We start from the raw sequence: 19,371 nt of genomic DNA, 5'->3' as shown, positions 1-19,371 counted from the left end.
GGAAGCCCGTCAGACAGGTGCAGGCTATGAAGTTCCACCTGCGACGTTTCTTCCTCCGGTTGGCCCGCCTTCACCTATTCCGCTGCCTGCCCCATGTGAGAGGGAAGGTTCGAGGGCTGTCCGTGCGTTTCCCACTGCACGATGGGATCGAGTTGATCGAGATCGAAATGCTGGCGGCCGAGCAACGCGTTGGCGATGACCGCGCTGCGCCATGCGGCAAGGCTGAGCTGCGGCTCGGCAATGCCGTGGCTGTGGCGTCCGGCATTGAGAACGAAGATGCGGCTCTCACGCGGCCCATCCCATCTGAGCGAGAAATCGCTTTCCAGCACCGGTTCGCCGATGGAGTTGAGCTCGATGCGATTTTCGAGCGAATACAGAAACTCCGGAAGCACGAAGCGATAGCCGGTTGCAAAGACGATCATGTCGACCGTCAGTGTCTCGATGCTGTCATCGAAGCCGTTGCGCATCGTCAGCGTGATTTCGGGACCATCCTGCTCGGCTGCGATGACGTTGCGGAAGGGGCGCAGCGATATGCCTTGATCCGAGGCGCCCCGCGTTTCGAGCTTTCGCTCGTAGAGCCGGCGATAGAGCTTCTTCAGGGTGGAGGCGGAAACGCCATCGCTGGCCAGCACCTGCCGGCGCGTGTGCGTGAGCCGCAGCTCCTCGGGAAGTCCGTGGAAGCGTTCCATATAGCCTGGCGTGAAGAGCTCGTTGGTGAATGGCGTCGCATCGAGCGGCTCGAAATTCGGCCGGCGGCTGATCCAGTGGATGGATGAAACCCTAGTCAGATCCAGGAGCGCATCGACGATCTCGGCGCCGCTCTGGCCGCCGCCGATGACGGCAATGCGGGGCGCTTTGACGTCACCGATGCGCTGCATCGCTTCGCTGCTATGGAAGGTCATGGATTTGGGCAGTTGCTCGGCCCAGGCCGGACGAGACGCAATCTTGCCGACACCGACGGAGAGATTGCGGGCGCTGATCGCGCCATCGTCGGTGGTGATGGAGAAGAAGCCGTCATTGGCATGGACCTCTCGCACGCTGTCGCCGAAGCGGAGCGACGTCAGCCCGCGCGCGACCCATCCGAGGTAGTCGGCAAATTCCTTGCGCGGAACAGCTTCATATTCTGCGTTTAGAAACTGATAAAAGCGTTTATTCGCAACAAGATAGGAGAGAAAGCTCCAGCGGCTTGTCGGATTGGTGGCGGTGACCAGATCCTTGAGGATGGATGTCTGCATTTCCGCACCCGGCAGCATCATTCCCGGATGCCAAGCGAAGGATGGACGCCGCTCGAAGAAGCGGACGGAAAGTTGCGGTATCGAATCGAGCTGAGCGGCAAGGCTGAGGTTGAAGGGACCGATTCCGGCCCCGGCGAGGTCGAGCACGTGCGATGTCATGATGCAGCTCCAGAATGATATCGAAGAGGGGGTTACTTGACGGTGTCTTTGGACAGCGACGCCGGCGCAAAGGCATGATCGAGCCGCCGGGCGAAACGCTGATGGAAAGGCGTCTTGCCGATGATCGTCAAATGGTTGGTGCCGGTAACGATCTCCGATGCCGTCGCGCTTGGCGAATATCGCCGCCAGTCGATGACGTTGAGGGCACGCGTGAGAGAATCCTCGGCCGCAAAGGCATGGATGCGGAAATCGGATTGCTCCAGGCGGTAGTTGCGGAAGATCATCGCATTGTCGATGAGGATCCAGAACGTATGCTCTTCCGAGCCGATATCGGGACCGTCCGTCGGCAGTTTGACGTTATGCTTGACGATATGATGGAGGAACTGTTCGTAGACCTCCTCGTTCATGGCGGCGAATAGCCTCTTCCAATCCTCGCGCATCGGCGTGGTCGCAAGCCAGCTCTGCACGGCGGCATGGGTGCGATCGCGGATACCGTCTTCGAAGCGCGGCATGATACCGACGGTAAACTCCTCGTCCATATCGCAGACATCGACCATGCCGATCATGCGCAGGTCGATATCGTTGCCGAGCTGCCGGGCGGCCTCATAGGCGAGCAGCCCGCCCCACGACCAGCCGAGAAAGGCGCAAGGACTACCCTTGGCTTGTCTGCGTACGGCTTCGGCGTAACGCGCGGTGATATCTTCGACGCGGGTGCTGAGCGTCTTGGTCTCGGTCAGCGAATAGCAAATGAAGCCGGTCGCCGGCTGTTCCGGGCCGAGATAATCGACGAGGCGCATATATTCGCGCGTGCTGACGAGGAGGCCCGGGAAGCAGTAGAGCACCGGCCGGTCACCGTTGCGTCTGAGGTAGACGACATCGACGCCGGTTTCGTCGCGACTGCCGTCGATGGCGAGCGCAAGATCACGCACCGTCGGATGGTTGAACATATCGGCGATCGTCAGCGGCCATTCGGGATGGCGCATCTTCAGGCGCGAGACGATGCGCACGGCCATCAGAGACTGTCCGCCAATATCGAAGAAATTCTCCGTGACACCGATATCGCCGATGTCGAGGATATCCTTCCAGACATCCAGGATCGCTTTTTCCTTGTCATTGGCAGGTAACGCCATTTCGCATTCGATGCGCGGTGCGGGCAGGGCCGCGCGGTCCAGCTTGCTGTTCGGCCCCATCGGCAGCTTGTCGATCAGCATGATGGTCTGTGGCACCATGTAGTCGGGCAGGGCCGTCATGGCAGTGCGGCGCAGCTCGGTCACACTGAGGCTTTCACCCTCGCGCGGCACAACATAGGCGACCAGAGAACTGCGGCCGCCGTCATTGTGCAGCAGGATGACGGCCTCGGCGACACGCTGATCGGAGCGCAGCACGGCTTCGATTTCACCCGGCTCGATGCGGAAGCCGCGCAATTTGATCTGGTGATCGACGCGGCCGGCGAATTCGACGATGCCGTCTTCCCGCCAACGGCCGAGATCGCCCGACTTGTACAGCCGTCCGCCAGCTGTGAAGGGATCCGGAATGAAGCGATCCGCCGTCAGCTCCGGCTGGCCGAGATAGCCGCGTGCCAGGCCGCTGCCGCCGATATAGATTTCGCCGATCACGCCGACCGGAACCGGCGCAAGGTCGGCATCGAGCACATAGATGCGCCGATCGCCCACGCCGCGCCCGATCGGCGCGACGGTCCCCTCGAAGCGGGTGCCAGCCGGAATCTTCCAGATCATCGGCGTCATGATCGTTTCGGTCGGGCCGTAGCCGTTGATCAGCAGCTGCGCCTTCAGGTTCTCGGTGATCATGTCGAATACCGCCTGCGACAGCGCCTCGCCGCCGAAGGAATAGAGCCGCAGCCGCGGGATTTCGCCGTTCTCCCCAGCATACTCGGCAAGGCCGCGGACATAGCTGGTGGGCAGGCTGGCGTTGTTGACGCCGTGTCGCTTCATCGCCGCAAAGGCATCTTCTGGTGTGGCGAGCTTGTCCTGCGTCAACACCACACCGCCGCCGGCCATCAGCGGCACCATCCAGCGCTCATGGCCACCGTCCGAGGTGAAGGGAAGCACAGGATATTCGCAGGATTCCTCGCTCATTTCGTAGATGCGCAGGGTCGCCTTGCAATGGTGCGCGAGTGGTCCGTGCTCGACCGCCACTCCCTTCGGGACGCCTGTCGAGCCCGACGTGTAGATCACATAGGCAAGTTGCCGCGGGGCAATGGTCGTTGCCGGCGCGCCGACGCTCTCCGCGGATAGGTCGATGGCATCGAGATTGAGATAGGGCGTGGTGATATCGCTCGGCAGGTTGGCGATGTGCTTTGCGCGGGAAATGACGAGCGAGAGGCCCGGGGCCGTCAGGATGTGACGATTGCGCGCTTCAGGATGATCCGGCTCTACCGGCGTGAATGCGCCGCCAGCCTTCAGCACAGCAAGAATGGCGATGATTGCGTCGATCGATTTTTCAAGGGCGATGGCAACGCGCTTTTCCGGGCCGATCCCCATCGCGATCAACCGATGAGCCAGCCGGTTGGCGGCAGCTTCGAGTTCGCCATGTGTCACGGATTTCTCACCCTGTGCGACGGCAAACGCATTCGGCCGCCGTCTCGCCTGTGCGGAGATGACCTCGTGGATCGGAATGCCGTCGTCCGGCTCCGGTGCGTCCGGATAGGGTGCCGAAAGCCTGTCCAGCTCTTCCGGTGACACGAAGGGAATATGTTTGACCTGAAGGCCCGGGCTGGCCTGTACCTGCGCAAGTGCCAAGGCAAGATCGTCGGCGAAGCGTATGATTTGTTTTCGATCATGCTTCTGCGGGTCGAAGCCGATGCCGATGCGCAATTTGCCGATGGATGCGGGGGAAACGGTAACGACCAGATCGGCATCGCGGCGCGCCGGCGGTTCGATGGGGCTGCGCAACGTGACTTCGTTCGAGGTTGCTTGCAGGAGACGCAGGGGCGGACCCACATCGAGGAGCGTCTTGACGAGGCCGGTGGTGTCGAAGGATTCGTCCCGTCTTATCAGCGCATCGGCAAGAGCCTCGAAAGGCAGGGATTGCCTGATAGCCATATCGATTTCCTTGACGAACGCGTTACGAACGTCCTTGAGCGTCATGGTGCCGTCGAGTTCCGGCGTCAGGATCAACACGTCCTCGCAGCGGGCGGCAACTTTCTGCCTTTCCGGCCGCGTGACCAGGCCGATCCTTTGAGTGCCGTATCCGGTATGGCGCCGCAGGGCGATCCCCAGGGCTGCAAGCATATCGCCGGAGGTGTCGGCGGACGACTGTATTGGCACTTCAAGCATATGCTCGAACCATGCCTCGTCGACCGTGTTTTTTCCCGCCGATGTTTGCGGCGGGAGTGACGCAATGTTCTCCTGAGCCGTCAGCTGCTGGAACCAGAAGTCGACCAGTTCCGGTGCCGCATGGCGCGGTGCGCCATTGGCAATCATCCACGAAGCGGCGTTGGGCAGTACGGTCTCTGCGATATCCGCCGGGTCATGACCGTCGATGTTGTGAAGGAAATCCGTCGCAAGCAGGTCGAGCGCCGCAGCGTCGGCAAGGATGGCATGGAGGGAGAATAGGACGCCCGCCGCCCGCGCTTCTTGCGTCAGGAGGATGAAGCGGGCCGGATTGCCATCGGTAAGGTCGATCGGGCGGGCCTGTTCCGCTGTGGCAGCCGCGGTCAGCGCGTCGTCCAGGTTTTCGCCTGCAGCCAACTTCGTCTCGATGATCTCGACGAAACGGTCGTTCCTCAGGATCTGCTGGACGGCGCCGCCTGCCCGTGCCTCGAATTCCGAGGTAATGAGGGGATGTTGCCGTGAAAGCTTTGACAGGCCCTCATGCGCGACAGCAAGAGGGACGGGAGGAAAGGCGATGGCTAGTATTTGTCGCCCGTAGACGACTTCGTTACCAGTCTCGGACAGGAGCCAGATACGTGACTGTGTCGGCGATAGGGAGCATTTGGCGAGAAAATCCGTATCGTTTGCTGCCTTGGCGTTGCGATCGTGGATAGTCATTTCTTCGCCGCTCTCCTTGAATGTATTGAAATGCATATCCAATCGATCGAAATACAATAACGTATTCATCTCAATATCTATGAGAGATATTAAGTTCAATTGATCGATATCCATGTCTTATGGCGTCAATAAACTCGGATGTTCCGAAAGTTACATTGGCGTAGCTGCATAACGAATGAGGTTTTGGAAAATTCAGATGATTTTCGGAAAATATTTTTTTGGAAAATATTTTGAATTTTTGCTGACGTCGTTCGTCACCGCAGAATTAGCGCTGTGTTTGGCCTGCAGATTTCAGCCGGCGTGGTTCTGAAGACATGGAGATGAAAGATGGATGCTTCCCTGGCGATCAGGAGCGATGGGACGGCGGAGAAATCCTTTGATCTGCGCCTGCCGGCTTCGGGCTTCGAGAGCAGCGCGCTTGCCTGCGGCCAGCCGCTCATCATATCGGCAGGGCATGCGCCGGGGAGTTTCCGTGTCGAGCACTACGGAGTGAAGGTGGCCTCAGGTCATCTATCGGGGCCGGCCATCAATCTCCTGGTCTTCGATACAATCTTCACCGCGGTCCCGCCGCTTTCTGACGAGGATATCGTCAACGCCGTGTCGGAAGCCGTTCTGGCATGCAATCCGCATCTGATTTGCGTCGAGATCACGCTTGCGGATGATGATCTTGCAAAGCGACTGCTGGAGACCGGCGCGATCGAGCGCAGCGGCGAGCGCCTCATTGTGCGGCCGGAATCCTTTTTCCAGCAGGCAAGATCTTGGCTCGGAAGCGTGCCAAGCAGCTATCCGGAAGTGTCGACACTGACGAATGGCGCTGTTCACCCGCAGCGGCCGCCGAAGCCCGCCGGTCGTGTCTATAGTCGCTTCATTCCCTGGCTGAACGCGCAGCTCGGCTTCCATGTCGCCGATATAGAGGCCGATCTTCCCCATTTCCATCGCTGGATGAACGATCCGAGGGTTGCCGCCATATGGGAAGACAGCGGCGATCTTTCCTATCACCGCGATTTCATCGCCGGCCGACTTGCCGATCCCCGCACGCTGCCGCTGATCGGAACCATCGGCAGTGTGCCCTTCGGCTATTTCGAGCTCTATTGGGCGAAGGAAGACAGGATCGGACCACATTACGAGGTCGACGGCTATGACCGCGGCTGGCATGTGGCGATCGGCGAGGATGACTTCCGCGGGAAAGCCTTCGTCAGCGCCTGGCTACCGTCGCTGATGCATTACATGTTCCTGGCCGATCCACGCACGCGACGTATCGTCGGTGAGCCGATCCATCATCACGTCCAGCAGATCCGCAATCTCGACCGTTCCGGCTTCGCCAAGGTCAAGCATATTCAGTTCCCGCACAAGAAGGCGCTGCTGGTCATGCTCCTGCGCGAGCGCTTCTTTATGGATCGGCTGCTGTTGCCGGATCTCACCGGCTTGTCCACAGCGGATGGACAGCCTGTCCTCGGCTCGCTGGCGCGAGGCGCCTGATGAAAACAGCCGTCGATATGAACGATCCGTGCGTCAAGCGGCTCGTTCTGGCGGTCGCGCTTCCGGCCGTGGCAGGACTGGCTGCAAGTGCCGGCCATCATGCGATCAATGCGATCTTCCTGGGAACGCTCGGCCCGGACATGCTGGCAGGCATCAGTCTGGTCATGCCGCTGTTTCTGCTTGTTGCGGCAGCCGGTCAGGGGTTGGGCATCGGGCTCGCGACGCTGCTTGCGCGCTACCTTGGCGAAGGGGATCTCAAAGCTGCAGCGTCGGTCGCCGCGACAGCGCTCGCGGCGACGGTCCCGCTCGGTGTTTTCTTGTCGATCCTAATCTATCTCGGCCTGCCGGATTTTGTCGGCGCACTTGGCGCCAGCGACAATCTCCTCGCTCCTGGGCTCGATTATGGGCGGCTGCTTGCTTTCGGTCTGACGCTCGGGCTTTTGCAGGCTATCTGCGATTTCATAGCGATCGCCGAGGGCAATTCACGCTTCTCGATGATCGTGCTGATCGCGAGCTTCGCCTTGAACGCGGTCTTTGATCCCGTCTTCATCTTCCTCTTCAAGCTCGGTGCGTCCGGCGCGGCACTGGCGACCATTATGTCGTCCATCGCTGCCCTTGCATGCTATGCCGTCTACTTCCTGCGCCGATGGGGAACGGTGAGCGTGACTGGCGGGGCGATTTGCTGGCAACTGCTTTGGCCGATCGCGCGGATCGGCCTTCCTGCTGCCGCAACAAGCATTGTCACGGGCCTCGGCTTTCTGGTCCTGATGCGGGAGGCCGCTATCCATGGCGGCGATAAAGGTGTCGCGGCAACGGCGATTGCCATCCGTCTGATGACCTTGGGACAGCTTCCGTTGTTCGGCTTTTGCCTCGGTGCCCAGAGTGTCGTCAGTCACGCCTTTGGCGCCGGCGATGCTGAGCGGCTAAAAACCGTTGTCCGGTTCATGCTTGCTGTGACGATACCGGTCGCATTGCTCTATTCTATTCTGCTGTTCCTGGCTGCCGAGCCGATCGCACGCCTGTTCACGGATAGCCAGGACGTCGTTGATGAGGCAGTCGCCTGGCTGCGGTCCCTCTTTCCGATCTTTCCGCTTGCGGCCTTTCAATCCGTCCTGCTCGTCATGCTGCAATCGCGGGGCAGGGCGGGTCTGTCCGCCCTCGTCGGGCTTGCGCCGCAGGGCTATCTGCTGATCCCGCTTCTGCTCCTGCTGCCGCTTTGGATGGGCTTTGCCGGCGTTTCAGCCGCCGTGGCTACCGCTGCCATCCTTGCTGCCATCCTCGGCGGTCTTATCTGCTGGCGGGAATGGCTCGCCATTCTGCCGGCCGACGCACCGGGCCACCTTGCTGGCAATCGACACTTCACTCCTGACCCAAGAGGAACGCCATGAACGAGACGCCGAGATTCGATGCCTACCGCCACGCCATTCCCGATACGCTGATGCCGCCGCGCGACGATCCCTTCGATGCCGCCGTGCCGCCGATCTATCAGACATCCCTCTTCCTGTTCGATAGCTACAAGGAACTGGAGGACGTGTTCGCCGGTCGTTCGAAGAAGCCGATCTATTCGCGCGGCGACAATCCGACCGTGCGGCTTCTGGAGCGCAAGATCGCCGAAATGGAAGGTGCGGAAGAGGCACGCGCCTTTTCGAGCGGCATGGGTGCAATTGCTGCTGCGGTTCTCGCCTTCGTCGGCCCAGGCGACCGTATTGTCACCGTGCGGCACGTCTATAGCGATGCCTTCCGCTTCTTCGAAAAAGTCCTGAAGCGCTTCGGTGTCGTCGTCGACTATATCGACGGCACCGATACGGGGGCTATGCTTGCCGCACTTCCCGGCGCCAAGCTCGCCTATCTCGAAAACCCGACCTCGATGGCTTTCGAGTTGCAGGATCTGACTGCGATCGCCGAGGCCGCTCGTCGCCATGGCGTCGTAACAATGGTCGATAACTCCTGGGCAACGCCGCTCTTTCAGAAGCCCCTCTCCGTCGGTATCGATATCGTCATCCATGCCGCTTCGAAATACCTCGGCGGCCAGAGCGACACGGTTGCAGGTCTGGTCACCGGCTCGAAGGCGCATATCGACCGGATCAACAGCGAAATCTACCCCTATACGGGTGCGAAGCTCGCGCCGTTTGAGGCATGGCTCGTGCTGCGCAATCTCGAGACACTGCCATTCCGCATGCGGCATCATCATGAAGCCGGGCTCGAAGTGGCGTCGTGGCTCAATGCCCATGCGGATGTGACCAATGTCATGCATCCAGCACTCGGCAATCATCCGGGAAAACGTACCTTCAGCGGATTTGGCGGGTTGTTTTCCTTCGAGGTTTCGGACCGCATCGATGTGGCCGATTTTGTCGATGCGTTGCGCCTCATTCGTATCGGTGTCAGCTGGGGCGGACCGGAAAGCCTGGTGGTGCCGGCAAAGGCAGCTCTCAGCATTTCGCCGGAGACCAATGTCTTCGCGCGCTTCGGTGTCAGCGACCGCACGATCCGCCTGAACGTCGGACTGCACTCGGCCAAGGAGATCATTGCCGATCTCGAGCAGGCCCTTGCCGCCGCGAGGCGCTAGCCGGCTGCAGCACTCTTGTATTCAGAAAGGGGTGGAGTGACACGGTCGCTCCGCCCATACTATTATTCATTGTTGATCCCTCCCGCCCTGGCCCGATCGAGACAAGATGACCATCCCTTCCAACGAAACGCTGAGCGCGCTTGCTGCCGACTATGGAACGCCGCTCTGGATCTATGATGCTGCCGCGATCCGCCGCCGCATCGCCCAACTCTCCGCCTTCGACGTCATTCGCTATGCGCAGAAGGCCTGTTCGAACATCCATATCCTGAAGGAGATGCGCAAGGCAGGCGTGCGGGTCGATGCTGTCTCGCTCGGCGAGATCGAGCGGGCGATGCGTGCAGGTTTTTCCGCCGGCAATGCGTCGGGAGAAGCGGAGGTCGTCTTCACCGCCGACGTCTTCGATCGGCCGACGCTGGAACGCGTCGTTGCCGACAAGATCGAGGTAAATATCGGCTCCATCGACATGCTGCGTCAATTGGGTGAGCGCTCACCGGGCCATAGGGTTTGGCTGCGCATCAATCCCGGCTTCGGGCATGGCCATAGCAAAAAGACCAACACCGGCGGCGAAACCAGCAAGCATGGCATCTGGTTCGAGCAGTTACAGGAGGCAGTGGCGCTGACGCGGCAATTTTCGCTGAAGCTCGTCGGGTTGCACATGCATATCGGCTCCGGTGTCGATTATGGACATCTGCAGCGTGTCTGCGGTGCAATGATCGGATTCTGCCGCACGCTGGATGTCGATATCGAGGCCATTTCCGCCGGCGGCGGTCTGTCTGTGCCTTACAGGGAGGGTGAGGAGGAGATCGATCCTGCCCATTACTTTTCGCTCTGGGACAAGGCCCGGCGCGAGATCGAGACGCATGTCGGCCATCCGATCCGGCTTGAGATCGAGCCGGGCCGCTTCCTGACAGCGGATGCAGGCGTATTGCTGGCAGAAGTGAGGGCGGTCAAGATGATGGGCCGCAACCGCTTCGTGCTTGTCGATGCCGGCTTCAGCGATCTCGCCCGGCCGGCGATGTATGGCAGTTACCATCACATCGCGGTCATTCCGGGCACGACGCCTCGCAGTGCTGCCGGAACAATCTTCCCGACAGTCGTCGCAGGCCCCCTCTGCGAATCGGGCGATGTTTTCACGCAAACGGACAATGGCACGGTGGAAACCCGCGATCTGCCCGAAACCCATGTCGGCGACTATCTCGTGTTTCATGGTGCCGGCGCTTACGGCGCAACCATGTCATCGAACTATAACAGCCGTCTTTATGCACCGGAGGTCCTGATCGACGGCGAGACCCATCGCTTGATCCGCCGCCGCCAGACACTCGATGAGCTGTTCATGCTGGAAGCGATCTAGGCGGAACCGATTTCAAAGCAAGGAAGGAGCCTCCTCTTCGGTTGAGCGGGGGCTTTTCCGCGGTTGCGAAATGAATATAGTGGCTACGTCCGTGTGTCGTGTCCGACTGCTCTCTTATCATCTCTGGCCGCAAGGCGTGAAAGTTCTGCACCGCTATGCTGGCCTGGCTTGATCAGAAAACCGAAATCGTCGAACACACCGATCAATCCTCGCGATATTTCGAGCCGGCTCACGCAGCTTATTATAACGGGAAGCCCGGCCAGCCGTTGAAGTTGATGCTGCAGGCGCGCAGCGACTTCCTGTCGATCTGGCGCCGCGCCGATTATCGCGAGCATGTGGCGGAGTTCAAGCTTTTGGGCCGGCAGCTCATCATTGTCAATTCGCCTGAAGCCATCCGCTATGTGGTGGCCAAACGCCATGAGAATTTCGAGCGCAAGACACCGCAGATGCGGCGCGCGCTGGAATATCTTTTGGGCGATGGTTTATTCATATCCGATAAGGAAACCTGGAAACAGCGCCGGCCGCTGGTCTCCGATATCGTGCATAAAAACCGCGTGCCGGCCTTCGGCGCGATCATGCAGAGCACGGCAAGCGAGCTTGCCGACCGCTGGCAGAGCCTGGGTGAAGGGGCTGAAGTCAACGCCCTGTTCGAGATGGCGGGGCTGACGGCGGAGATCATTTCCCGCAGTGTCTTCGGCAATGACCTCGGCGAAGAAAGCGCCAATGCGGTGACCGAAGGGTTTGCGAGCTACCAGTCGCTGGTCGACTCCGTCAATTTCGGCTATTTTCTCGGCTTCGACGAGGGCTTGCCGATCGTCAAGACACCAAGCTTGAGCCGGTCGGTGAAACGCATTCACCGCATCATCGATCAGGTGATTGAAGATCACCTTGCCGGCAAGGGTGACAACAGTTCGATGGTCGAGTTGCTGATCCGACGGCAGCAGCGCAATCCCGAGCTGAAACTCGATGTGGTGGCGCTTCGAAACGAGGCCGCCACCATCTTCATGGCCGGCCACGAAACGACAGCGGCAACACTGACCTGGGCCTGGTATCTGCTCGCAGGTGCGCCCTGGGTGGAAGAGGCGGTTCATGCGGAAATCGACGCCGTCTGCGGCGATCGGGTTCCCTCGATCGATGATGTTGCGAAGCTGGACTGGTGCCGTGCGGTCATCGAAGAGACGCTGCGCCTCTATCCTCCCGTGCCGATCCTGGCACGCCAGGCGGCCGAGGCCGACCAGATCGGCGACGTGAAGGTACGCAAGGCTGCGCTTGTGCTGATCGTGCCATGGATATTGCATCGCACGGATTCACTCTTCCCCGAGCCGCATCGCTTTCACCCCGAGCGCTTCCTCGGCGAGGCACGGCCGGCGCCCTACAGCTATATCCCTTTCGCCGCCGGCCCGCGCGTATGCCCCGGTCTGCAATTCGGCCTCACCGAGGCAATTCTCTGCCTGGCGATCCTTGCTCAGCGTTTTCGCGTTCGCATCACGGATGGACACAAGGTTCAGCCACAATGCCGTCTGACGCTGCGTCCGCGTGAGGGCATGCCCGTGACATTGCATCGGCGTCGAGGATGACGGCTGGGGACGAAGGCGACGAAAGAGTTGTCGCGTCAAAGCGCAAGGCGTGGACCTATGAGCCTGCCGAGGCCCCGCCCTTGGCCGATTTCGCAGCTGGCGGTAACCGCCGCAAGGCATTTCTGCACTACTGGATCTTCGAGAACATCGACAATGCCGTCGATCTCTTCTTCTATTTTTCCTTCATGCTCTTGCCGGCAAGCGTCTGCTCCGATCTCGGCGGCTGGCTTGGGCGTCTGCTTGCTCCCCGCTTTCATAAAGCGGCTTACGGGCGCGCGGCAGCCAATCTCAAGATGATAAAGCCCGAGCTCACCGATATCGAGCTTCAGCAGCTTCTCGAGGCCTATGCCGATTCTCAAGGCCGGCAGATGGCGGAATATTCCGTTGTGCCGCGATTGGCGCGACGGCGCGTCCGCATGATTGGCACCGAAGGACTGATTGAGCGTTGCAGCCAAGGCCCGGTGATCTTCATTGCGCCGCATATCAGCAACTGGGAAGTGCTCTGGCATTGTCTTCTCGACATGGGACTTGATGTCACCATGAACTACGACCCGCCCAAACGCCGCTCACGCCACTATATCGTCAACCGGCTGCGCAAAGGAGCGGGGCTCGGAATCCTGAAACCCGGCCGCAGCTTCGTCCGCCCGGCTCTGAGAATCCTGGAAAACGGCGGCAATCTGCTGATGTTCTGTGACGAGGGATTTAACGGACACATCCGCGCGCCATTCTTGGGCAGGCCTGTGCATCTTGAGGGCAATTATGCGCTCATTGCGCGAATGGCGAGGAAGACAAATGCGCTGATCTATCCGATTTATATCGCTCGGGAGAAGGGGGCGCAATTTGCGCTAAGGGGCTTGAAGCCTTTCATGCTCCCCGAAAAATTCGGCGTTGAGGAGCACCTTGTTCAGGACGTCGCACAATTGAATGCGGTGATAGAATCGATGGTGCGCTTGCATCCAGAGCAATGGTATTTTGTCGATAATCGACTGTAGCGAGGATAAAGGCTCAATTTGAGTATTTCGTAATTTGGATATCGCACCACGTTGGTCACCTTGCGAATCTTGCGCACTATCTGTGACCTCAGGTTGCGTGATTTGATTTTAGGAGATAGAAGCCTAGTTGCTATAAGGCCAAGCATAGATGCGATTTCTCAGGGCTCAAGTCGCCCTGAGCTAAGATCTTTTAGCCGTCACCTCCGGTTTTTACCAGGGGTGATGGCAATCTACGGCATGCTGTCGAGGGATGATGCGCCGTTCAGTGCGCTCAATCGCTATGAACTGAACGGCCCCTATTCGGCCAGCAAGGTGGCAGGCCTCACATTCATTCAATTATAGCGCGCCGCAATCTGCCGCAGCGTGGCCATTCCCGAGGTGCCGGCCGCCTTATTCGCCCAATCCAGGAAGGCGCGGATACGGCGGGCAACTTTTTCGGGGTGATGCTGGCTGATGTCCGCGATTCGGTGATCGAGGAAGGGATTGCGGAAACGGTCGAGCGTCGTTGAGACATAGGCTTTTGCCTCGTCACGCATGCCGTTTGCGGCAAAGCCGGGCAGCACTTCGCTTTCATAGAGGGTGTCTAGCCTGGTCCGTATATCTTTGTCGGCCAGGATGGTACGCACGGTTTCATCCGCCGGCCGGCCTTCGCGCTGCCAGATTTCGGCAAGAAACGTGTGGCCGAGATTGAGGATATGCAGTTTCAGGCGCTCGTAAGGTTCGAGATCGTCCGTCAGTACGATGCTTAAATGTTGACATGGCGCTCGCACGCCGGGCGCGCGCTTGATCGCCCATAGGGCATAAGGTTCGGCAACGGCACCGATCGGCTCAATCGGCTCGGAAACAATGCGATCGACCAGGGTTTCGGCGAAAGCAACGTGGCCGTCAAGCCAGTCATAAAAGCCAGCCGCCACATTGTTGAGCCTGGCGCAATCGACGACCGCCTGTTTCAGAACGCGGCCATTGCCCGTTATCAGTTCGCAGGGAAGGATGATCAGGGGGCGGGCGGAGGTCTGCCAGCGCTGGACCAGAAGAGCAGCAAGTTTTGCGGGGAAAGATCGAGGAACATTGCCGTCCGAACCGAAACGATCATCCTCCGGCCAGGTCTGATAGCCGGTGTCGCCGGTGTTGGAGATGACGAATTCGGCATCCTCTACAAAGAGTTTTGACAGCTCCGTCCAATGCTCGACCGCTGAGAGGCCGCGATCGACGCTTGTAACCTGCACGGTACTATTGACTGGCTGGCCATCCAACATGCCGCGGATGATGACCGGATAGCCCTGCGGATCGCCGAAGGCGGCGACACGTCCGCTGCGGCTGCTGGCGCCTGAGACCTGAACGACGGCGATCGGACCGACATCCTGGCCGGATTGCTGTGCTTCATGCACAAATAACGCCGCATGCGCCTGCAGGAACCGGCTGGTGCCAAATTGGATGATCCGTGAGCTCAAGCCGATATCCTCATATATGAATGCTGTTGGTAGACCATGTGTGGGGATGCGGAGATCCACGCATTTGCCAGTGATTGTTTTTTATCCATAGAAAACATTGAAGTCGCCGGCCGTCAAATGTTTTCTATGTCGATAACAGAGCATTTCCCTCAGCGGGTTTGCTGTAGCGGCCTGATCGGGGCCAGCCTGGCTACACTGGGAGCTCTGGAAGAATGCTCGGGCGGTTCGGGTGGTGGGCTGTGTTTTACGCATTCAGTCATAGAACTCGCGCGCCACAAGGCCGGTTTGCCTGATCCGTTATTTTCTTGGGGCCGAGGATGATCAGCGCGCCGCAGGACCTGCCGCCCGGCGCATGTTTTCTTCGGTCAGTGTCTGGCCGTGGAATTTCGACAGTGCCGTGACGACGTCATCGATTTCTTGGTTAAGCCGCTGGGCGTCCCATTGCAGGGCCGCTGCGGCGATGGCGCCGATTTCGCGCAGGCCTGGGATCGTCAGCAGGCCTTCGATCGCCATGGTCGTGCGGCGGAAGACGATGTCGGAGAGATGCACGACCATCTCCTGGCGCACGATCCAGTCGATCTCCAGCGCGCTATGACGTGGCGCCCCGCTGACGCGTTGACTGTCACTATAGTCGCAACGGTGGGCAAGAATTTCCGCGGCGGTCGTGCCGTATCGTCCAAGCAGCTCATCTACTCTATCTGCCTCGACGCCACTCTTTGCGGCAACGGACCTGATCCAATTCGCCCGCTCATTGGAGGTGATCGGGAAATCCCGTCCGCCGCCGATCGCAAGGCGCTCGGTCGATGTCCTGCGGCTGCGTTGGAGGCGTGCGAGCACGGTATCGGTGACTTCCTCGGCAAAGCCGCGGAACGTGGTCCACTTGCCGCCAACGAGCGAGATGATCGGGAAGGGCCGTCCGGCCTGCGGTTCAAAGACGGGTGCGGAGTGATCGCGGCTGATCAGGCCGGGCGAGGAGGCATCCGAGGCGGGCAGGGGCCTAATACCGCTATAGCTGTAGGTCACCTGATCGCGGTCGAAGCGCAGGCTCGGCAGAAGCGACCTGACGCTGTCGAGAAAATAGTCGATTTCCGGCTCTTCGCAGCGAACATTGTCTGGATCGTCGCAAGGAATATCGGTCGATCCCACAAGCGCCTGGCCGAGATAGCCATAGACGAGGCAGATGCGGCCGTCATCGGCTTCGAAATAGATCATATGGCCGTTCAGGCTGCGCACCAGTTCCGGATGATCGAGCAGGATATGCGATCCCTTGGTGCCGCCGATCAGATGCGCCGGTGCTCCAAGAGCGGCGTTGACATGATCGATCCATGGGCCGGCAGCATTGATGACGAGCTTCGGCCTGACCGAAAAGGCATAGCCATCCGCGCGCTGGAAGGTCAGCAGGCCGTCGGCTGACGAAACCAGCCGGGTCGAATTTGCCGCCAATGAGGCCTGGTTCGTCTCCAGCCCGTCCTTGACCAGTTCATAGACCAGCCGTTCCGGTCGGCTGATCTTGGCATCGTAATAGATGCCGCCGGCGACGATCTCCGGCGTGACATGCGGCATTTCCTTGAGAGCGCGGCGCTTCAAGAGGAACCGGTGACGTGGCATGACGCGGTTGCGCGAGCCGAAGAAATCGTAAAGCGCGAGCCCGATCTTGATGAGCAAGGCGCCGCGGCTGCGCGGGGCGGTGGTCGAGCCCGTCAGCGTGCGAAGGGCGGCCCAGATGCCGCGCGTCCACGAGAAGATCGGCACGAAGGTCGGCAGAGCTTCGACGCAATGCGGCGCATTCCGGAGCAGCAGATTCCGCTCGAGCGCCGACTGCGCGACAAGCCGGAACTCGCCGGTTTCGAGATATTTGAGGCCGCCATGGATCAGCCGCGATGGCGCAGCACTCGTTCCCGAGCCGAAATCCGATTTATCCACGATCAGGCAGTTGACGCCCTGCAGCGAGAGATCGCGGAAGAGGCCGGCACCATTGACGCCGGCGCCGAGGATGACGACATCGACATCTCCGTCTTGATGTTGCGAGAAGCGTTGTTTCAGATCGGCGGTCCTATCGGTCATAACATCATCGTCCTGGTGTATTGCCGCAACAGACCCTGTCTTCGCGACGCAAGTGGCGGTCTAGCCTTGGGAGTGCTGGGTTGCGAGATTGCCGATCCGCGGCCAGAGCGGCGTCATTGCTTCGGCAATGTCGCGAAAGAGCTGATAGCGGATACGGTAGTCTGCGCTGCGGCCGGGATCCGGAGAATAGGTTCTGGCGATCTTGCCGACATCGCGCGGGTCGCTCTGCGGGCTTGAATAGACGCCAATGCCGGCTCCGGCGCAAAGGGCTGCCCCCCAGGCAGCGGCTTCATCGGTTTCCGTCACGGTAACGGGCATGCCGAACACGTCGGCAAACATCTGCACGACGATCGGATTGCGCGAGACACCGCCTGCCAACCTTGCCTGATCGAAGGAAAAACCGGCACTTAGGGCATCGACGTGAATCTTGTGGTTGAACGCGATGCCTTCCAGAACCGCGCGCAGCATATCGGCGCGATCATGCCAGCCGCCAAGCCCGAAGAAGCTGGCAGTGGCCTCGGCACCATAGGGCGAACCGAACAGATAGGGATGGAACAGCGCGCTCGACGGTCGATTGAACGCTGCCTCGATCTCGGGACCGAGCATGGTATGAATGGACGTGCCGGCAGCTTCGGCGCCGGCAATGTCGCTGGCGCACAGCTTATCCAGGAACCATTCGTAATTGGCTGACGATGCCGGCGAGATCGACATGTTGTTCCATTGGCTAGGTGCAATGGCGTTGCGACAGAACCAGCGGCGATCAACGCTCGGTTTCGATGACAGCGTCTCGTTGATCGAATAGGTACCGGCGATGACAGCAACGACACCGGACGCATAACCGCCGGCGCCGAGGGCCGATGCCGTGACGTCATGCAGGCCGGCAACGACGGGCGTGCCTTCGGCAAGGCCGGTGCGCCTTGCGACGGCCTCGGTCACATATCCGACGATCTCATCCGATCGCGAGGCAGGCGGTAAGGCGCTCGTGATTTCATCGACACCAAAGAGCGTGAGCGCATCCGGCGCATAATCCTGCGTCGTGACATTGGTGAAGGACGTGCTCGCCTCGGTGCGGTCGGTGCCGACAACGCCGGTCAGGCAGAAGCGCAGCCAGTCCTTGCAGCTCAGGATATGGCCGATCTCAACAAAGCGTTCGGGCTCATTGGCTTTAATCCATGCAAGCAAGGCCGATGGCGCCGAGACATGCGGCAGTTGCCCGGTCAGCTTCAAGGATTCATCGGCAACAGGGCTCTTCAGCCATTGTTCGACGATCGAGCCGGCGCGGCTGTCGAGCGAGAGAATGGCGCGTCCGAGCGGTTTCCTTGTCTTGTCGAGGAGATAGATGCCATCGCCATGCGCGGTAGCGGCAATCGCCTGAATATCGCTGGCGGGACGGTTGCTGAGCTTGATCGCCTTGGCAATGGCGTCTGCCGTCTGCGTCCAGAGTTCGTCCATGTCGCGCTCGACATGGCGGGCCTTCGGCATGAATTGGGTCACGCGGCGGCGCGCAACGGCAAGCGGCGTTCCGTCGATATCGAAGATGACGGCCTTGGTGACGGTCAAGCCGCTGTCAATTCCGAGCAGACTCGGCATTCTCATTGCTCCTGATCGCAAGCGAAGAGGGTAAGCCCTGGCGGCTCAGTCTCCGGATCATTCCTTGTCGCCGCCGGCGACGACGACATTGATATTCTTGCTGTGCATGCGCTCCAGATGGTCGGCAGGCGTCTTGCCGTCGACGATGACGACATCGAATTCGCTCAAATGCGCAAAACTGTGCAGGGCCCGCCGTTCGAACTTGGTATGATCCATCAGCAGGATGCGCTTGGCGGCGCTTTCGAACATTGCGCGCTTGATATCGACGATCTCGGGCGACTGATGGAACACCACGTCGTCGATGATGGCCGACATCGAGATGAAAGCGGCATCGGCCCGCAAGCGGTTGATCTCATTGATCGTCATCCGCCCCATGAAGGCGTTGCACCAATTATAGTACTGCCCGCCGAGCGCCAGAAGCGTCACGTCATGCATATCCTTCAGCGCATTCATCAGCGTCAGCGAGTTGGTGATCGCCGTCAGCGGAACCTTGGCCGGCAGCTGCGAGGCCATCTGCAGGACGGTGGTGGAATCGTCGAGGAAGATTGCCTGGCCAGGCTCGATGAATTGCATCGCAGCAGCGGCGATCATCTTCTTTTCGCTTGCCTGCCGATTGGCGCGATAGACGTCGCTCGATTCGATCAGGCTGGTGGCAGCGGCCGATACGATGCCGCGTGTCTTGCGGAACAGGCCGCGGCTGACCAGCTCGTCGACATCGCGATGGGCCGTCATCAGGCTGATGCCGAAACGCTCGGTCAGATCCTCGATGCGCATCGAGCCTTCCGCCATCACGGCTTCGGCGATCATCTGGCGCCTGGCGATCTGACGAGAATGACGACTGTCGCTTGGCAGCTCGTCCTGCAGGAATGCTACGGGGCTTGTCTTGTCTGTCACTTT

12 protein-coding genes are annotated in these 19,371 nt (G+C 60.0%); 6 read left to right on the top strand and 6 right to left on the bottom strand.

All coding sequences use genetic code 11. The features are described 5' to 3' along the window. Window positions 1–74 precede the first annotated feature (74 nt). Together RTCIAT899_RS27660 and RTCIAT899_RS27655 are read right to left on the bottom strand one after the other, a co-directional pair. A complete protein-coding gene (locus RTCIAT899_RS27660; RefSeq protein WP_015343147.1) occupies window positions 75–1,394 on the bottom strand; it encodes a lysine N(6)-hydroxylase/L-ornithine N(5)-oxygenase family protein in 1,320 nt (439 codons plus the stop codon). A 32-nt stretch (window positions 1,395–1,426) separates the two neighbouring features. Continuing rightward, window positions 1,427–5,404, bottom strand: a complete 3,978-nt coding sequence (locus RTCIAT899_RS27655) for a non-ribosomal peptide synthetase (RefSeq protein ID WP_051043404.1) — start codon at window positions 5,402–5,404, stop codon at window positions 1,427–1,429. A gap of 327 nt (window positions 5,405–5,731) precedes the next feature. Between RTCIAT899_RS27655 and RTCIAT899_RS27650 the strand changes: the two genes are divergently transcribed. The 6 genes from RTCIAT899_RS27650 (at window position 5,732) to RTCIAT899_RS27625 (ending at window position 13,369) form a co-directional block, all read left to right on the top strand. Further along, window positions 5,732–6,883, top strand: a complete 1,152-nt coding sequence (locus RTCIAT899_RS27650; protein ID WP_015343145.1) for a GNAT family N-acetyltransferase — start codon at window positions 5,732–5,734, stop codon at window positions 6,881–6,883. Next, the gene (locus tag RTCIAT899_RS27645) at window positions 6,883–8,271 is read left to right on the top strand and encodes an MATE family efflux transporter (protein ID WP_015343144.1); all 1,389 of its coding nucleotides are present in this window, start codon (window positions 6,883–6,885) and stop codon (window positions 8,269–8,271) included. Before RTCIAT899_RS27650 ends, RTCIAT899_RS27645 begins: the two co-directional genes overlap by 1 nt. Further along, window positions 8,268–9,449: a PLP-dependent transferase gene (locus tag RTCIAT899_RS27640; RefSeq protein ID WP_015343143.1), complete on the top strand. Its 1,182-nt coding sequence runs from the start codon at window positions 8,268–8,270 to the stop codon at window positions 9,447–9,449. Before RTCIAT899_RS27645 ends, RTCIAT899_RS27640 begins: the two co-directional genes overlap by 4 nt. A gap of 106 nt (window positions 9,450–9,555) precedes the next feature. Then, window positions 9,556–10,800, top strand: a complete 1,245-nt coding sequence (gene lysA, locus RTCIAT899_RS27635) for a diaminopimelate decarboxylase (RefSeq protein WP_015343142.1) — start codon at window positions 9,556–9,558, stop codon at window positions 10,798–10,800. Between the two features lie 155 nt (window positions 10,801–10,955). Then, the gene (locus tag RTCIAT899_RS27630; RefSeq protein WP_015343141.1) at window positions 10,956–12,377 is read left to right on the top strand and encodes a cytochrome P450; all 1,422 of its coding nucleotides are present in this window, start codon (window positions 10,956–10,958) and stop codon (window positions 12,375–12,377) included. Continuing rightward, entirely contained in the window at window positions 12,374–13,369 is a 996-nt protein-coding gene (locus RTCIAT899_RS27625; RefSeq protein ID WP_081598458.1) for a lysophospholipid acyltransferase family protein, read from the top strand. The genes RTCIAT899_RS27630 and RTCIAT899_RS27625 overlap by 4 nt, the downstream gene beginning before the upstream one ends. 332 nt (window positions 13,370–13,701) lie before the next feature. On the opposite strand, the gene RTCIAT899_RS27620 is transcribed toward RTCIAT899_RS27625, so the two are convergent. The 4 genes from RTCIAT899_RS27620 to RTCIAT899_RS27605 form a co-directional block, all read right to left on the bottom strand. Further along, window positions 13,702–14,820, bottom strand: coding sequence for a mannitol dehydrogenase family protein (locus RTCIAT899_RS27620; RefSeq protein ID WP_015343139.1), 1,119 nt, complete (start codon window positions 14,818–14,820; stop codon window positions 13,702–13,704). 321 nt (window positions 14,821–15,141) lie between these two features. Continuing rightward, window positions 15,142–16,884: a glycerol-3-phosphate dehydrogenase/oxidase gene (locus RTCIAT899_RS27615; protein WP_015343138.1), complete on the bottom strand. Its 1,743-nt coding sequence runs from the start codon at window positions 16,882–16,884 to the stop codon at window positions 15,142–15,144. Window positions 16,885–16,944: 60 nt separating this feature from the next. Next, on the bottom strand, window positions 16,945–18,474 hold the full coding sequence (locus RTCIAT899_RS27610) for an FGGY-family carbohydrate kinase (RefSeq protein ID WP_015343137.1): 1,530 nt from the start codon (window positions 18,472–18,474) through the stop codon (window positions 16,945–16,947). 57 nt (window positions 18,475–18,531) lie between these two features. Further along, window positions 18,532–19,368: a DeoR/GlpR family DNA-binding transcription regulator gene (locus RTCIAT899_RS27605; protein WP_015343136.1), complete on the bottom strand. Its 837-nt coding sequence runs from the start codon at window positions 19,366–19,368 to the stop codon at window positions 18,532–18,534. Window positions 19,369–19,371: the final 3 nt, after the last annotated feature.

It is taken from the genome of Rhizobium tropici CIAT 899 (genome assembly GCF_000330885.1).
GTDB lineage: Bacteria > Pseudomonadota > Alphaproteobacteria > Rhizobiales > Rhizobiaceae > Rhizobium > Rhizobium tropici.
This window is presented reverse-complemented; position numbering and strand designations above follow the sequence as displayed.